Source organism: Methyloceanibacter sp. (genome assembly GCF_041573655.1).
GTDB lineage: Bacteria > Pseudomonadota > Alphaproteobacteria > Rhizobiales > Methyloligellaceae > Methyloceanibacter.
In genome coordinates this window covers 1-13075 of sequence record NZ_JBFFQD010000053.1, presented here as the reverse complement: position 1 = coordinate 13075, position 13075 = coordinate 1, and the positions used below count along the sequence as shown (strand labels likewise).

10 protein-coding genes are annotated in these 13075 nt (G+C 63.2%); 1 reads left to right on the top strand and 9 read right to left on the bottom strand.

Features of this window, described 5'->3' with window-relative positions; genetic code table 11:
* The 7 genes from ABY454_RS10630 to ABY454_RS10600 form a co-directional block, all read right to left on the bottom strand.
* Nucleotides 1-915 (bottom strand): UvrD-helicase domain-containing protein (locus tag ABY454_RS10630; protein ID WP_372930521.1); only part of this gene is annotated, 915 nt, incomplete at its 3' end.
* Nucleotides 915-4013 (bottom strand): double-strand break repair protein AddB, encoded by a 3099-nt coding sequence (gene addB, locus ABY454_RS10625; protein ID WP_372930519.1) that lies wholly within the window; start codon nucleotides 4011-4013, stop codon nucleotides 915-917. The genes ABY454_RS10630 and addB, both read right to left, overlap by 1 nt.
* On the bottom strand, nucleotides 4000-4731 hold the full coding sequence (locus ABY454_RS10620; RefSeq protein WP_372930517.1) for a nucleotidyltransferase family protein: 732 nt from the start codon (nucleotides 4729-4731) through the stop codon (nucleotides 4000-4002). The genes addB and ABY454_RS10620 overlap by 14 nt, the downstream gene beginning before the upstream one ends.
* Nucleotides 4732-4758: 27 nt before the next feature.
* Nucleotides 4759-6282 (bottom strand): tRNA (adenosine(37)-N6)-threonylcarbamoyltransferase complex ATPase subunit type 1 TsaE, encoded by a 1524-nt coding sequence (tsaE, locus tag ABY454_RS10615; protein ID WP_372930515.1) that lies wholly within the window; start codon nucleotides 6280-6282, stop codon nucleotides 4759-4761.
* The gene (locus ABY454_RS10610) at nucleotides 6279-8516 is read right to left on the bottom strand and encodes an ATP-binding protein (RefSeq protein WP_372930513.1); all 2238 of its coding nucleotides are present in this window, start codon (nucleotides 8514-8516) and stop codon (nucleotides 6279-6281) included. Before ABY454_RS10610 ends, tsaE begins: the two co-directional genes overlap by 4 nt.
* A 279-nt stretch (nucleotides 8517-8795) precedes the next feature.
* Nucleotides 8796-9377: a hypothetical protein gene (locus ABY454_RS10605; protein WP_372930511.1), complete on the bottom strand. Its 582-nt coding sequence runs from the start codon at nucleotides 9375-9377 to the stop codon at nucleotides 8796-8798.
* A 29-nt stretch (nucleotides 9378-9406) separates the two neighbouring features.
* Complete coding sequence (locus ABY454_RS10600; RefSeq protein ID WP_372930509.1) at nucleotides 9407-9712, bottom strand: LysR family transcriptional regulator; 306 nt, start codon at nucleotides 9710-9712, stop codon at nucleotides 9407-9409.
* A 28-nt stretch (nucleotides 9713-9740) separates the two neighbouring features.
* Here ABY454_RS10600 and ABY454_RS10595 point away from each other — a divergent pair, with 28 nt between their 5' ends.
* Entirely contained in the window at nucleotides 9741-10436 is a 696-nt protein-coding gene (locus ABY454_RS10595) for a cupin domain-containing protein (RefSeq protein WP_372930507.1), read from the top strand.
* Between the two features lie 15 nt (nucleotides 10437-10451).
* On the opposite strand, the gene ABY454_RS10590 is transcribed toward ABY454_RS10595, so the two are convergent.
* Both ABY454_RS10590 and ABY454_RS10585 read right to left on the bottom strand, forming a co-directional pair.
* A complete protein-coding gene (locus tag ABY454_RS10590) occupies nucleotides 10452-11480 on the bottom strand; it encodes an ABC transporter substrate-binding protein (RefSeq protein ID WP_372930505.1) in 1029 nt (342 codons plus the stop codon).
* A gap of 71 nt (nucleotides 11481-11551) precedes the next feature.
* Nucleotides 11552-13075, bottom strand: a 1524-nt coding sequence (locus ABY454_RS10585) for a sulfatase-like hydrolase/transferase (protein WP_372930503.1), incomplete at its 5' end; no start/stop codon positions are given.

Below are 13075 nucleotides of genomic sequence, written 5' to 3'. Positions count from 1 at the left end.
CTTCTGCGTGAGGAACAGAGCGCGTAGTGCGTTTGCCCGCGCCTCGCCATCGAGCCCTCGCGCATTTTCCAGCGCGCCTTGCGCTTGCTGGTCTGTCTTGGCGTCACTGCCGTAAGCGGAGAAGGCGGCCAAGGCCGCGTCGATCTGCTCGTCCGTCAGGATCGCGGCTTGCGTGGAAAGAATCGCGTCTTCTTCCTTGCCCGCCACGCCCAATAGCTGCCGCAAGGCCTCAGCTTCGGCGGCCGCCCAATCCTCTAGGCCATCGTGCACCGCGACCATGCGCGACAGCGCCGCGCGCTTCGACAGAACGACATTCACCACTTGGCGGAAATAGTCCTCGCTGGTCAGCCCGATGATCTTGGTAAGCGCCAGGCCGAGCGTGGCATTGGGTGCGGCCGCGGCCTCCGCCACGACGGTGTCGAAAGCCTCGTCTTTAAGCTGCGCCGCGCTGTGCTCTTCGAGCACGGAGAAATGCGGCGTCACGCCGGACTCCAAAGGAAATCGCTGCAGCAAGCGCTCGCAGAATCCGTGAATGGTGTGGATCTTGAGACCGCCGCGCGCTTCGAGAGCCTTGGCAAAGAGCCTGCGTGCGGCACGCAAATCCTCCTCGTCCGGCGCGCGGCGCATGAGTGCGGCAAGCACGTCGCGCAAGGCCTGGTCAGGCATTGTCGCCCAGTCCGCCAAGCTCTTGAGCAGGCGGTTCTGCATCTCCGCCGCCGCGGTCTTCGTGTAGGTGAGGCACAGAACGCTTTCGGGCTTTGACCCCGCGAGCAGCAAACGCAAGACGCGCTTCACCAGGACGGCAGTCTTGCCCGTGCCCGCATTGGCCGACACCCAGGCCGATGCGCTCGGGTCTGACGCGCGCGCCTGATTGGCGTCCGCTTCGTGGAGGAGGTCGTGAGCAGCGTCGCTCATCACCAACCCTCCTCGGCTTCTTCGGTCAGCCATTCTTGTACGCGCGCCAAGTGCTCGTAGTCGTCATAGCGGTAGGCATTGGCGAAGCCTCCGCCCGCGCGGCGCTTGACGTCGTAGGGCGTGGCGGGATCCTCGAAATAGGCGACGAGGCGTTGCAGATCCTCTAGCGCCTTGGCGGACAAGGTGCGGGCTGACGTGGGGCTGGCGGCCTGCTCGTCACCGCCCTCTTGGCGTCCGGACGCGCGGATATAGACGAGGTCTTCCACGTCGCGCGGTCCGAGTTCGGCAAATCCACCGGCTTCGGCAATGGCAGCCTCCAGCGGCAATTGCGGCGCGTAGAGTTCGGTCACGTGGATCTGGCGCGGCAGCCCGCCGGTCTTGTAGTCGTAGATGACGAGCGCGCCGCTTTCCGTCTCGTCGATGCGGTCCGCGCGTGCCGTCAGCCGAAAACCGTCAGAGACTTGAAGCGAGCCCTTCGTCTCCGAATACGTGCGGGCAATCTCCGCGCGTCGCATTGGCTCCGTTGCGGCAAACCAGCGAGCGAAGCGCTGGAAGCTCGGGCGCCAGAAGGCCTCGATGCTCGGCGCGTGCGCCAGCGCATCGAACTCAGCATCGGCGATCGACTTGAGTGCGCCATAAATGTCGTCCGGCAGAGCATCCGGGTGCGCGCGCGCAAACAGATGCAAGATGCGGTGGAAGGCGGTCCCGCGCATGGCGGGGTCCGGTTCCGCACCGAGTTCGGCAAGCGGCTCCAGCCGCAAGATGTGCTTGGCGTAGATCTCGTAAGGATTGGCGATCCAACGTTCGATCTGCGTCACGGAAAGCTGGCGCGGCCGCGCCACGACGGGCGGGCGGGGGCTCGGCGGCTCGGCGGGCTCGAACCGTTCGACGCGATCGCGCTCGCGCGCCCAGGCAACCCAAGGCTGCTCCGGCACAAGTTTCGATTGAAGCCCCGATGCGCCGATCAAAGCCTCAAGCCGCTGCACCCAGCGCGAGGGCACGGTGGGCACGCCGTCCACTTTGAGCGCGCGGGTGAGGTAGACGGAATTGGCGCCCAGCGCCTGGGCGAAGTCGTGGGCGCTCAGGCCCGTGCGCCGCTCCGGCGGTGTCAGGCCGAGCGTGGCGCGCATCGGGCGGCTGAGCCAAGGCCCTGATTCTTGGGGCCGCGGCCAGATGCCTTCATTCAGGCTGCCGAGAATGACGACGTCGGGCTGCTGCAGCCGCGCTTCGAGCGGACCCCAGATGTGAAGCCGCGGATGGGTCGCCCCGCGCGGGCGCACCACCTGGCCCGCGAGCAGGCTGCGGTAGAGGGCCGGATACTCAAGCGGGCGCAACGCGAGCCCTTCTCCCTCTTCGATGAGCTCGGCAAGAAGCAGGCTGAGAGCTTCGCCCTCATCGCCTTGCCACAGCCCCGCCGACGTTCCGCTTGCATCGCGTGACAGCGCCTCCGCGCTTGCCGCATGGGCCTCGGCGAGCGTTGTCACGCTTACCGGGGTGGAGGACTCAAAGAGCCGGACCAACGGCGCAAAGGCTTGCTCTAGATCCGCGACAAGACCCAGCGCATCGTCGCGCTCTGCGTCCGTTGGCGGCCTGCGAAGATTCGCAGTTTGCAAGGCGTGCGCCACGCCTGTCAGCCCTTGGCCAAGATAGACGTCACGAAATGCCCCACGCTCGAGCATGCGCGCCGCGTTGCGGATTGCCTTGGGCGCGCGCCCCAATCGCGTCAACGGATGTTTCAGCAGCGCCATAAGCGCAGATGGTGCGAAGTCCGTCTCCATTGCACCGAGCAGAAGATCGAGAAACGCGCCCGGCATGGTCCGTGCGACGGGCTCACCGGCCGAGTCGTCCACGGTGAGACCGAAGCCTTTGAGCCGCGCGGCCACCCGGCGCGCAAGAACACGGTCAGGCGTGACCAGCGCCGCCGTCTTGCCGGGCACTTCAATGCACGACTTCAGGAGAAGCGCGATCGCTTCGGCCTCGTCATGGGCTGTCGGTGCTTCAAGCAGGCGCACACCGGATAACGCATTGGCAAAGCTCGCGCGGCCATCCGGTGCGAGCGCGTCACTCTCAAGGTAGCGCTGCCACTGTTCGGTCGTCTCGGCGGGACGCAACGCTTCGCTCACCAGATGCAGGCGCGCGCGGGCGGCGCCGTCCGGGTCGCTGCCGGGTACATAAGCGACCGCGTCGCGCGTCACGCCGAGCTTGCGCAACAGTTCGGCCATGCCTGCTTGGGGATGTTCCGGATGCTCCGGCAGACTGTCCCAGCTCTCATCGTCGAGAAGACGATCGAGCCCGGGCAGCACGACGGCGCCGTTCTCCAGATTGGCGATGGTTCCGAGCAGCCGCGCGGTGGCGGGAACCGTGCCCGTGGAGCCCGCGGCAATGACCGGATAGGGCGCGCCGCGTCCCAGGCGCGCCGTCTCTCGCGCCATCAGCAGATTGCGGCGCGTGACCGGCGAGGTGAGGCCGTTGTCTTCCAGATATTGCGGCCAGTGCTCGGTGACAATCTTCAGGAAGCGGACGGTAATGTCCCAATGCGCAGCGAGGTCATCGGGCGCCAGCGCATCGAGCGCGGAGAAGTCGATCTCCTCCGACTCAACGACATCCATCAGATCGGCCAGATCGCTGGCGAGGCTTGACGCCTGTCCTGGGCTCAAGTACCACCGCGCCGCGCCGGCCTCCGTCTCCGTGGCTTCCGCGGCAGGTGCGGCCCCTTGCGCGCGGATCAACCGCATCAAGGCCAGCCGGCGCCGCAAGGTGGGAATTGCCGGTGCGCCGAGTGCGCCGTCCGCCGCGCTGAAGGCCTCCGCCTCAAGGATCAGGGCGGCGTCCTCGTCGGCCTGTCCGAGTGCGTGGATACGCGGCAGCAGCATCGCCTCGCCCCCGCCTTGCGCAAGAAAAGCCTCGCGCAAAGCGCGCGCCGCACGCCGCGTCGGCAGGTAGATCGTGACTTGCGGCAGCGTGAGCGGGTCTGGCTTGGTTCCGCCAGGAAGCGGCAAATCGCCGGACATGATCGCCTGGGCGAGGGTCGACAGAAACGGCGCCGAAGGCGGGATCGTGTAGAGGTGGGGGGCCGTGAGAGACTTAGGCGCCTTCATCTTCGTGCTCGAACGAGGCTTCGGCCTCCACTAGCGCCTCCGGCGTGCCCACATGCATCCAGCGTCCCTCAAGACGCGCGCCATGGAGCCGGCCTTTGGCGAGCGCTTTGTCCCACAGCAGGTTGAGCGAGAACGGCCCGTCCGGAGCGTCCTCGAACAATGCGGCCGTGCACAGAGATACGCCGGCAAAGGCGAACGGCACGACTTGCCGTTCCCCGCGCCGTGTCAGGCGTCCATCGGGCGCCATGTCGAAATCGCCGCGTGCCGCATAGCCGATGCTGGTGGAAAGCGGCGCGAGCAACAGGAGACAGTCCATGCGTTCGGGGTCCCATGCCCGCAGCATGGCGGGCAGCGCCGGCGTTACGCCCTCGGCCCACACAGAGTCGGAGTTGTGGATGAAGAACGGTCCGTCTCCGAGCATTGGCAGCGCCTTCTTCGCACCGCCCCCCGTGTCGAGCAGAAGGTCGCCCTCGTCGGAAATCTTGGTTGCCGGCGGGCGGCTCGCGCGCTCACGCATATGCGCTTCGATCTGCTCGGGCAGGTAATGAACATTGACGATCGCCGTCTCCACGCCCGCCGCAGCGAGGCGGTCCAGGACGTGGTCGATCAGCGGGCGCTCCAGCAGCGGCACCAGCGGCTTCGGCATGGTCTCCGTGAGAGGCCGCATCCGCGCGCCATAGCCGGCTGCCAGCACCATGGCCGTGCGTGCGATGGTCATGTCCACGTCCTTTTAGAGCGCCAAGAGCTAAAGGGCCAAGGGCGCCAGGTCGGCGCTTGCGTGGAACTCGCGCGCATAGAAGGCGCGCAGGTCGCCGAGCGCGTCGTGCGCCAGGTCGCGCTCGAGATAGCGCGCCACCCGCGGGATGTGGGCAAGATAGCCGCGCTTACCGTCACGTTTCGCCAATCGCGCAAAAATGCCGAGGATCTTCGAGTTGCGTTGAGCGCCGAGAACTGCGTAGAGCCTGCGGAAATCATGGCTATCAAACGACTCGCTCTGCGCGCTTCGGGCGGCACAGTACCGGTCGAGCAGATCGCGTTCAAGCGCCTCGGGCACGTCCAGCCGGGCATCCTGGAGGAGGGAGACCAAGTCGTAGGCGAGGGGGCCGCGGAGCGCATCCTGGAAGTCCAGGAGGCCGACCTTCTGGATGCTTGTCCGCTCCGGCAACCACATCAGGTTGGGCGAGTGATAATCCCTCAAGACCCAGCCTGGATCCGCGGCGGCGGCTACCTCCAGATGCGGCCGCCAGAGGTCCTGGAACTCCTGGCGCAGCGTCGGAGGCGTCTCGGCGCCATGGAGCGCCGGCCACAGCCAGTCGATGATCAGAGAGGCCTCGATCAACATGGCGTCCGCGTCGAAGCGCGGCAGACGATAGGGGGCGTGGCCCGGAATGGGCAAGGTCTCCGGCGGCGGCCTATCGGCCAGCGCCACGAGAACGTCCACGGCGGCGCGCCACAACGCACCTTGGTCTGCACCCCGCGCGACCTCGGACCCAAAGACGAGATCGCCGAAATCCTCCAGGACGATAAACCCTCGGTCCAGGTCGAAAGCATGGATCTGTGGCGCCGAAAGACCGCAGTCGCCGAGCGCGCCGGCAACGGCCACGAATGGTGTCACGTCTTCTGCCAAATGGACCAGTGCGCTATACGGCTTGCCGTCCTGGATCGGGGGACCATCCGGCTGGCGCGGCGAATTCATCAGAATGGCGCGGGCGTCGGCACCAAAAAGCCGCGCGTAGCTGCGCGTGGATGCATCGCCTTGCAGGTAGCGCGCCTCGGCGCCCGCGAACGACGTGCCCTTCAGAAAATGCGACAGCGCGTGCAGGCGCTCCAAGCGCGGGCCCCAAGCACCATGTCCGGCCAAGTCGATGCGGCGGGTATCGTCCTCCGCGTCCTCAAGCGTAATGTCGAGCCGGTCGGCGGGAAGCCAATCGCCACCGCGCTCCGGCCATTCGATCAGGAGGCTGCCTTCGGAAAGCGCATCGTCGAGCCCGAGCTCGTCCAGCTCGTCCGGCTGGAGCCGATAGAAGTCGCAATGGACCAATGTCAGCCGCTGGGTTTCGTAACGCTGCATGATCGCGAAGGTGGGGCTTGGCACTTCGCCCTCGACGCCAAGGTGGCGCACAAGCGCGCGCGCAAATGTGGTCTTGCCCGCGCCGAGCGGTCCGCTCAGCGTGACGACGTCACCAGACTTGAGGGAAAGTGCGACCCGGCTGGCAAAAATGTCGAGCTGTTCCAGGTCGACAACGTCGAGCCGCCAGCTTGCGCTCATCCGGCGCGGTTGAGCTGATAGGCTGGCGCGTTAGGCGCCTCCCGATCCGGCTCATGCTTGAGTGGCACGCGGACCGTAACCCTTGTGCCTTGGCCCGGTGCCGATGAGAGCGACACGGTACCGCCGTGGAGCTCCGCTAGGCTCTTGACGATGGATAGTCCCAAGCCAGCGCCGCGATGGCGCGAGCCTTGCGTGCGGCTTTCGAAACGGTCGAACACGGACTGCTGGAACTCCTCTGGAATGCCCACGCCGCGGTCCTCGACGTCGAAGGCGATCATCTCGTCGGCGCGGGCGCATTTGAGCGTCACGATCTCGCCCGGCTCCGAAAAGCCGATGGCGTTGGACAAGAGATTATAGAGGATCTGCGTGATGCGGCTAGCATCGCCCACGATCTCGTCGACACCGAGTGCGATCTCGATCTCGAGCTTCACGTCGTTCTGTTTCAGGCGTTCTTCCACACCCTGGCAAGCGGCTTCGATGACATTGCGCACATAGACCGGCTCAAGCTTGAGATCGATCGAGCCCGCGTCGATCGTGGCCAGGTCGAGAATGTCGTCGACGATGGCGCGCAGCGTCGTTCCCGACGACAGAATATCGTTCACATACTCGCGCTGCTTATCAGCCAGCGGGCCGAAAGCAGGCTCGGCGAGCATTTGCGCAAAGCCCAGCATACTGTTAAGCGGTGTCCGCAACTCGTAGGAAACGTGTGAAACGAAGTCGCTCTTGAGCCGGTCCGCCGCCTGCAGCGCCTCGTTCTTCTCGATCAAGGCGCGCTCGGCGCGCTTGGCATCGGTGATGTCCCGGTAGATCAGCAGTGTGTCGCCGTCCGGCAGCGGCAATGCAGCAGACTTGATCACCGTGCCATCGGGCCGGTCGAATTGGCTTTCATAAGGATGCCGCTCGGCGACAATCGCTGTCACCATTGCGACGGTGCGCTCCCACTCCTCCGGCACGTCGTAGAGCTTGCGGCATTGGGCAATGACGTCGTCCACGTGCGGTTCGCCATCGACCAATTCCGGATCGAGTTGCCAGATTCTGGCGAAGGCGCTGTTGTGAAGCCGCAAACGTCCGTCGGGAGCGAACACGGCGACACCTTCTCGCAAAGTATCGAGCGTCTCCCGCTGAACTTGGATCAGCGCGTTGTAGCGGCTCTCCAGTGCGATCTGCTCGGTGACGTTCTCATAGAGATAGGTCACGCCCTTGCCGTCGGCATCGGCGATCACATGCAGCGAGCGTCCGTCCGGCAGGTACCAGCGGTCCTCGACCTGCTTGTTGGAGCCGTAAGGAGAAAGCCAGCTCTGTTTCCAATCGCGATAGTCTGCCCGTTCCTCCAGACGCCGCGCCTGGCGCAGGCGGTCGAGGATCTCCCCATCGCGGGGGTGCGTAGCCAGCCACGCGGGATCGAGCTGCCACAAATCCACATAGGCCTGGTTGTAGTGGGCAAGCCGCTGTCCTGAATCGAACACGGCGAACGCGGTCGCAAGCCTGTCGAAACTGCGGAAATGCGCCTCGATGCTTGCTTTTGATTCCGCGCGGGTGGTCTCGTTCCGTTTCGCTTCGTCCAGCAAAGCGCGCAAGGACGAGACTTGCTCCTCCAGCTCTTTGTGTTTGGAAGACAAGTCGGCAAGTTCAAGCCGTCGTCCGGCGGTATCACGGACCTTGAACACCAGCTGTCGGCCTGCCGTACGGCCGTCGACCTCGACATAGCGGCCCCGCGCCGCGCGCAGCATGAGGTTGAAGGGCTCGCCGCGTTCGGCCAAGGCCTGCATGGCCGGCTCGAGCTCCGCGGTCGACTCTGAGTCCAGCCAAGATACGAAATTCATGAGACGCGCAGGGTCGCGCGGAACGCCGAAGCTCCCCGGCAGGTTGGAGACGAGAAGCTCGGGCTCTCCGGTCTCGGTCAGGGTCATCAGCGCCTGCGGCTCGGCGGCGAGCACGGTCTCCAGCATGCTCTCGCTGAGGGCGTAACGTTCCGCCTCGCCTGCTGCCTTGGCTTCCTGCGCCCGAGCGCGCTTGGTCGCGCGCATGCAAGCGATGGCCGTGCCGACGGCGAAGGTGATGATCCCGAGATTGATTCCAAGTGTCAGAAGCGTTCGCGCGTCGAACCCGGCCGCTTCTTGAGCGATGGCGGCATCGAGCGGAAGCAATGAAGCCGGAATGGAATAGGCCAGGACACGGGCCAGCACGGTGGGCCACCTTGAGTCAGGCGTCGCCTCTCCTCTGCTGGTTTGCATGGTCCCCCCGTGCTCCCACGCCGCCGCTAACGTCATAGCCAACGCATCTCACCAACAACGCATTTGCCTATGGCATCGCCTCGCGCCGCTGAACGCTGCCACAGACTTGAATGCTGGAGCCGGGTGGCTCTCCGCGGACCGCAAGGGCGAATCACTTTTAGACTAACTGCTTCGTGGACTCTTGCCCACAGGGCCGGAAACCCCGCTTTGTTGCAAAAGTGGCTAAATTTGACGCTCCTCGGATCTAATTGGCCTGGCCACTAGGTCCATGAGCGCACGTCAGACTTCGCTTGGGTCGAAACGGCAGCGAAGCGGATACGTCGTTCCAGGAATCGTGCCCTGGCACTCGGGCATATGCCAGCCGATGACTCGACCACTCGCGTCCACAATCTTCGTCGGACAGCCCACTTTTACGATCGCCCAGTTGTTGTGGCTGGCCTCCCAGATGGGTGCGTAGGTCATTACAATCTCGGCGCAAACGCTGTGTTCGGAAAGATCGGGGTTTCGCTCACGTAGCCACAGATTGCTGAGAGCTGCGGCATCACGCACTGTCTCGACGACTCTCATGCACTCAAGAGGCAAGCGCCATTCGATCCGATGTGCACGTTCGGCGGCGCCCCCTTTGGCCTCAGACTTTCGCTCAACCCGGCACGCAATGACTGCAAGCGTGTTTGGGGGCGGGACGTCCGCCTTGTCCGATGCGCGATGAAACCAACCCGCTGGGGCGGCGTTTCCCGTAGGATACGACAAGAGGGAGGCCGCAATCTTTCCTGCGTCAGCGGAGATCACCTGCTCATTTGTGCCCGCATCACGAGCAGCAAGAGTTACGACAAGAGCACTGATGAGAAGGGTTCTTAACATAATGAGGTCTCTCCTTTTGGGACTGTTCGCTAATCGCGGCGAACGCTCCCCACGGCTTCCATAATCTGGGCGAAGGCGGCCGTTAGCGCCGGCGCGAGCTGCCGACCGGAGTCCGTGAGCTGGAGGTATGATCCCGTGCGCTCAAAGAGCCGGCACCCGAGGGTCTTTTCCAGAAGGCGCAGCCGATGGCTAATCGCCGATGGAGTCAGGTTGAGTTCGAGCGCAGCCCTCTTCATCGACATATGACGCGCCGACACCTCAAAGGCACGAAGTGCATTGAGGGACACGGTCGGGAACTGCTTGGGCTCAAGCCAATCGTTGGTCTGAATTTCCATGTGTGTCACTCCTGTTAGGGGAGGCTACATGGCGGTCTCCGAACGGCGCCAGACACGATTTCGTGAAATGAAAAAAAATTATCATAGAAGTAAAATATCCTTTGAATTTTTGTCACCAGTCGAAAAAAGAGGCGCGCCCATGTCCAACGACACCCTGACAGCAGGTTTGGAAAGCTATGAGATCGGTCCGAAGATCCACAGGCTTCGTAAGCAAAAGGGTCTCAGCCTGGCGAAGCTTGGTGAACACACAGGCATGTCTGCGGGGCTGCTGTCCAAGATCGAGCGCGGTAGGCTGGTGCCGACCCTTCCGACGCTGCTCAAGATAGCGATGGTTTTCGGCGCGGGGCTCGATCACTTCTTCAGCGACGATAAGGATCGCCCGGTCGTTGCGGTCGTTAAGAAGAAGGACCGCTTGCGGCTGCCCAATCGCAGCGATGGAGAGGCACCGAGTTACTTTTTCGAATGCCTTGATTTTCCCGTAACCGATCGCAAGATGGACGCGTATTTCGTGGAGTTTAGACCACGCGCAAAGCCGGCAGAACCCCACCAGCACCCAGGAGCCGAGGTGATCTACGTCATAGGCGGAGAGCTTGTCGTGACCATCGATGGCAAGGAAACCCCGCTTCGTGAGGGGGATTCGATGTATTTCGACTCATCCTATCCGCATAGCTACCGGCAGTGCGGCCGACGGAAATGTTCCGCAGTCGTTGTGGTGACGAGCTGACGACGCCTTTATCCGCTAGGCAGTGTCCTCGAAAGTGAGACTCGACGGCTCGAACAGCTCCTCGATCGTGAGTTCGCGGGTCGCAAGCCCTTGCGTGTAGGAATAGCGGAACAGTGTCTCGAGCGCTTTGCGGTTGGGAGCGATGCCGTAGGAATAGAAATTGTTGCCCATCAGGGCTTTTGTGTCCTCAAGTTCTTGTCCGAACCACGGAAGCATGTTCGTGGCCCATCCTAGGCGCGCCATCTGCCGGTACGCTTCGGTCTTTGCTTCAACGAAACCGTCGAACACGGCCTTCGGAAACCAGGAGTGCTTCGCAGCGACATCGCGGCGGATCGCGACGGCGTGCATGATGGGAAAGATTCCCGTGCGCTTGAAGTATTCCTGTTCGACTTCCCGATGGTCGGGAAAGAGCCGCCCGACTAGCGGATTTCCTTGCCTGTAGCAGCGCGGCTCCACCGCGTGAAACAGCGCATCGACAATTCCTTGTTCGAGGAGATCGCTGTCGTCGAGGCCCTCAGGACCTGTGGTGATGTTGACGCCTTGGGGCAGGCGGTTCTCTTGTGCCGAAGCCTTGCCCGCAGCTTCTGCCGAGGAGTCTGCTGCCGAAACCACCCACTCGATCTCGGGCGGCTTCACGCCGTATTCGTCTTCGAATATCCCGCGGATCCAGGTGAGTGAGGTTGAGGAATAGCCCGGCGTTCCGATGCGGCGTCCGGCTAAGTCCTCTGGGCGCTCGATGCCCCGGTTGGTGCGGATGAACACGCTCTTATGCCGGAACTGACGAAGCAGAAAGACCGGCAGTAGCATGTAGTCGCGGAACCCATCATTCGCATAGGCCAGCATGAAGGGATGAAGCCCGATCTCCGTGACTTCCCGTGTGCCGGGACCATCGAAGGCATGGGTGTTCATATCCCCGATGGCGTCCTCCTCGAATGTCACAGCGCAACCTTCGATCCCGGTTCGGCCATCGGCAAGCGCGGCAGTGCGGTCTGCGCGATAGGCCGAAACGGTGATCGGTAGCGGCGCGGCGTCCGCGTGAGCCATAGAAGCACGAAAAAGAAGGGGAGCAGCCGCGAGGGCGGCCGCTCCGGTCAGAACCTTCCGTCTCGTCGGCCTCACTGCCCGAGGCTCGGGTCCATGTTAGGGTCGAACGGCAGCTCGTCGAGATGCTCTACATATTCTAGCGGATCGAAAGGCAGCTTGGAGAGATCCATCTTTGGATCCGCGAGCGCTTCGATTTCAGGCGACGCGTTCGCAATCCCGGTCCAGGGCACGCCGAACTTCTCTTTGTTGTTCGGATATTTTTTCATCCAAAGTTCGTGCCGCAGGCGCATCCGGTTGAACGGGCTCTTCAGGTGAATGAGGTTCACCAGCATCGGCGTCTTCTCCCGCGGATCGGCCGGCAGGAAGTAGAAGGCAGCAGGGATGCCGCTTGCCTCGCCGACGGGATCGGACGAGATCCAATGGCGCTTGTAATTGCCTTTTACTGTCGCGCCGAGCTTGGGCCCGGCATAGATAAAGACATAGTCGCGCCGGCTGTTTGTATCGCCCTCGAACAGAAGCGCCGTCTGGTCGACGCCGTCGATGACGCGGTCGGTCGGGATATACTGCGTGGCGTCCGCCAAATTGGCGAACGTCGTGAACAGATCGACTTCGTGGATGATGTCACCGACCTGTTGACCGGGCTTGATCACCCCCGGCCACCACGCCATCGCGGGGACGCGCACGCCGCCTTCCAGAAAGTCACCCTTGCCGCCGCGGTAGATGGTTTCGGCCATGCCGAGCCCGGGAGGCGGGTTGTGGGCCATGGGGCCGTTGTCGGCCATCGCCACGATCAGTGTGTTATCGGCGATCTCGAGCTCTTCGAGCTTGGCAATCAGCTTCGCGATGAAGGGGTCGATGTTGCACTGGAGCCCGTCCTGCAAAAGGCTTCGGGCGACCGCGCATTTTTTCGGATTGGGAATGAAGCTGGTCAGGTTCGGCCAGTTCGCGATGTAGAAGGGCTTCTCCTCCTTCACGCTCTTTTCAATGAAGTCGAGCGTGCGCTTCTGCGCTTCCGGATCGATCTTTACATAGGTGTCGTGGGAGTTGTCGCCCCATTGCTGCGCCTTCTCGCCCTTCTTGCCTTCGGCGATCATCACCCAACCCTTGGTCACGAAGCTGTCGTCGAGCTTGTAGGGGTCCAGCGGCAGAATACTTTCGTGCAAGCCGATAGAGGCATTGGCGCCTTCTGCAAGCTTGGTGTTTAGCGACAGGATCTGATTGTAGCCGGTGAAGAAGGCCTCATCGAAACCCTGCTTGTGGGGATAGCTTTCTTCGATATCGCCGAGATGCCATTTGCCGTGGAAAGCGGTGTTGTAACCAGCCTTAGATAGCACCTCGGCCATGGTCACTTCTTCACCGCGCATGCCATGGCTCTCCAGGAGCATGCCGATATTGTACATGCCGTTGCGGATCGGATGCCGTCCGGTGACGACCGCGGCACGACTCGGCGTACAGCCGACCTCCGTGTACATGCGGGTGAACAGGATGCCTTCTTCCGCTAGCCGGTTGATGCTCGGCGTGGTCAAGCCACGCACTTTCTGGATCGCAGGGATGCCGACATCGCCGAAGGCCGTGTCGTCCCACATGATGTGGAT

What these genes read in the sequence shown, in the direction of transcription:
- addB (WP_372930519.1), bottom strand. Translation starts at nt 4,013, where the DNA reads ATGAAGGCGCCTAAGTCTCTCACGGCCCCCCACCTCTACACGATCCCG.
- ABY454_RS10620 (WP_372930517.1), bottom strand. Translation starts at nt 4,731, where the DNA reads ATGACCATCGCACGCACGGCCATGGTGCTGGCAGCCGGCTATGGCGCG.
- tsaE (WP_372930515.1), bottom strand. Translation starts at nt 6,282, where the DNA reads ATGAGCGCAAGCTGGCGGCTCGACGTTGTCGACCTGGAACAGCTCGAC.
- ABY454_RS10610 (WP_372930513.1), bottom strand. Translation starts at nt 8,516, where the DNA reads ATGCAAACCAGCAGAGGAGAGGCGACGCCTGACTCAAGGTGGCCCACC.
- ABY454_RS10605 (WP_372930511.1), bottom strand. Translation starts at nt 9,377, where the DNA reads ATGTTAAGAACCCTTCTCATCAGTGCTCTTGTCGTAACTCTTGCTGCT.
- ABY454_RS10600 (WP_372930509.1), bottom strand. Translation starts at nt 9,712, where the DNA reads ATGGAAATTCAGACCAACGATTGGCTTGAGCCCAAGCAGTTCCCGACC.
- ABY454_RS10595 (WP_372930507.1), top strand. Translation starts at nt 9,741, where the DNA reads ATGGCGGTCTCCGAACGGCGCCAGACACGATTTCGTGAAATGAAAAAA.
- ABY454_RS10590 (WP_372930505.1), bottom strand. Translation starts at nt 11,480, where the DNA reads ATGGCTCACGCGGACGCCGCGCCGCTACCGATCACCGTTTCGGCCTAT.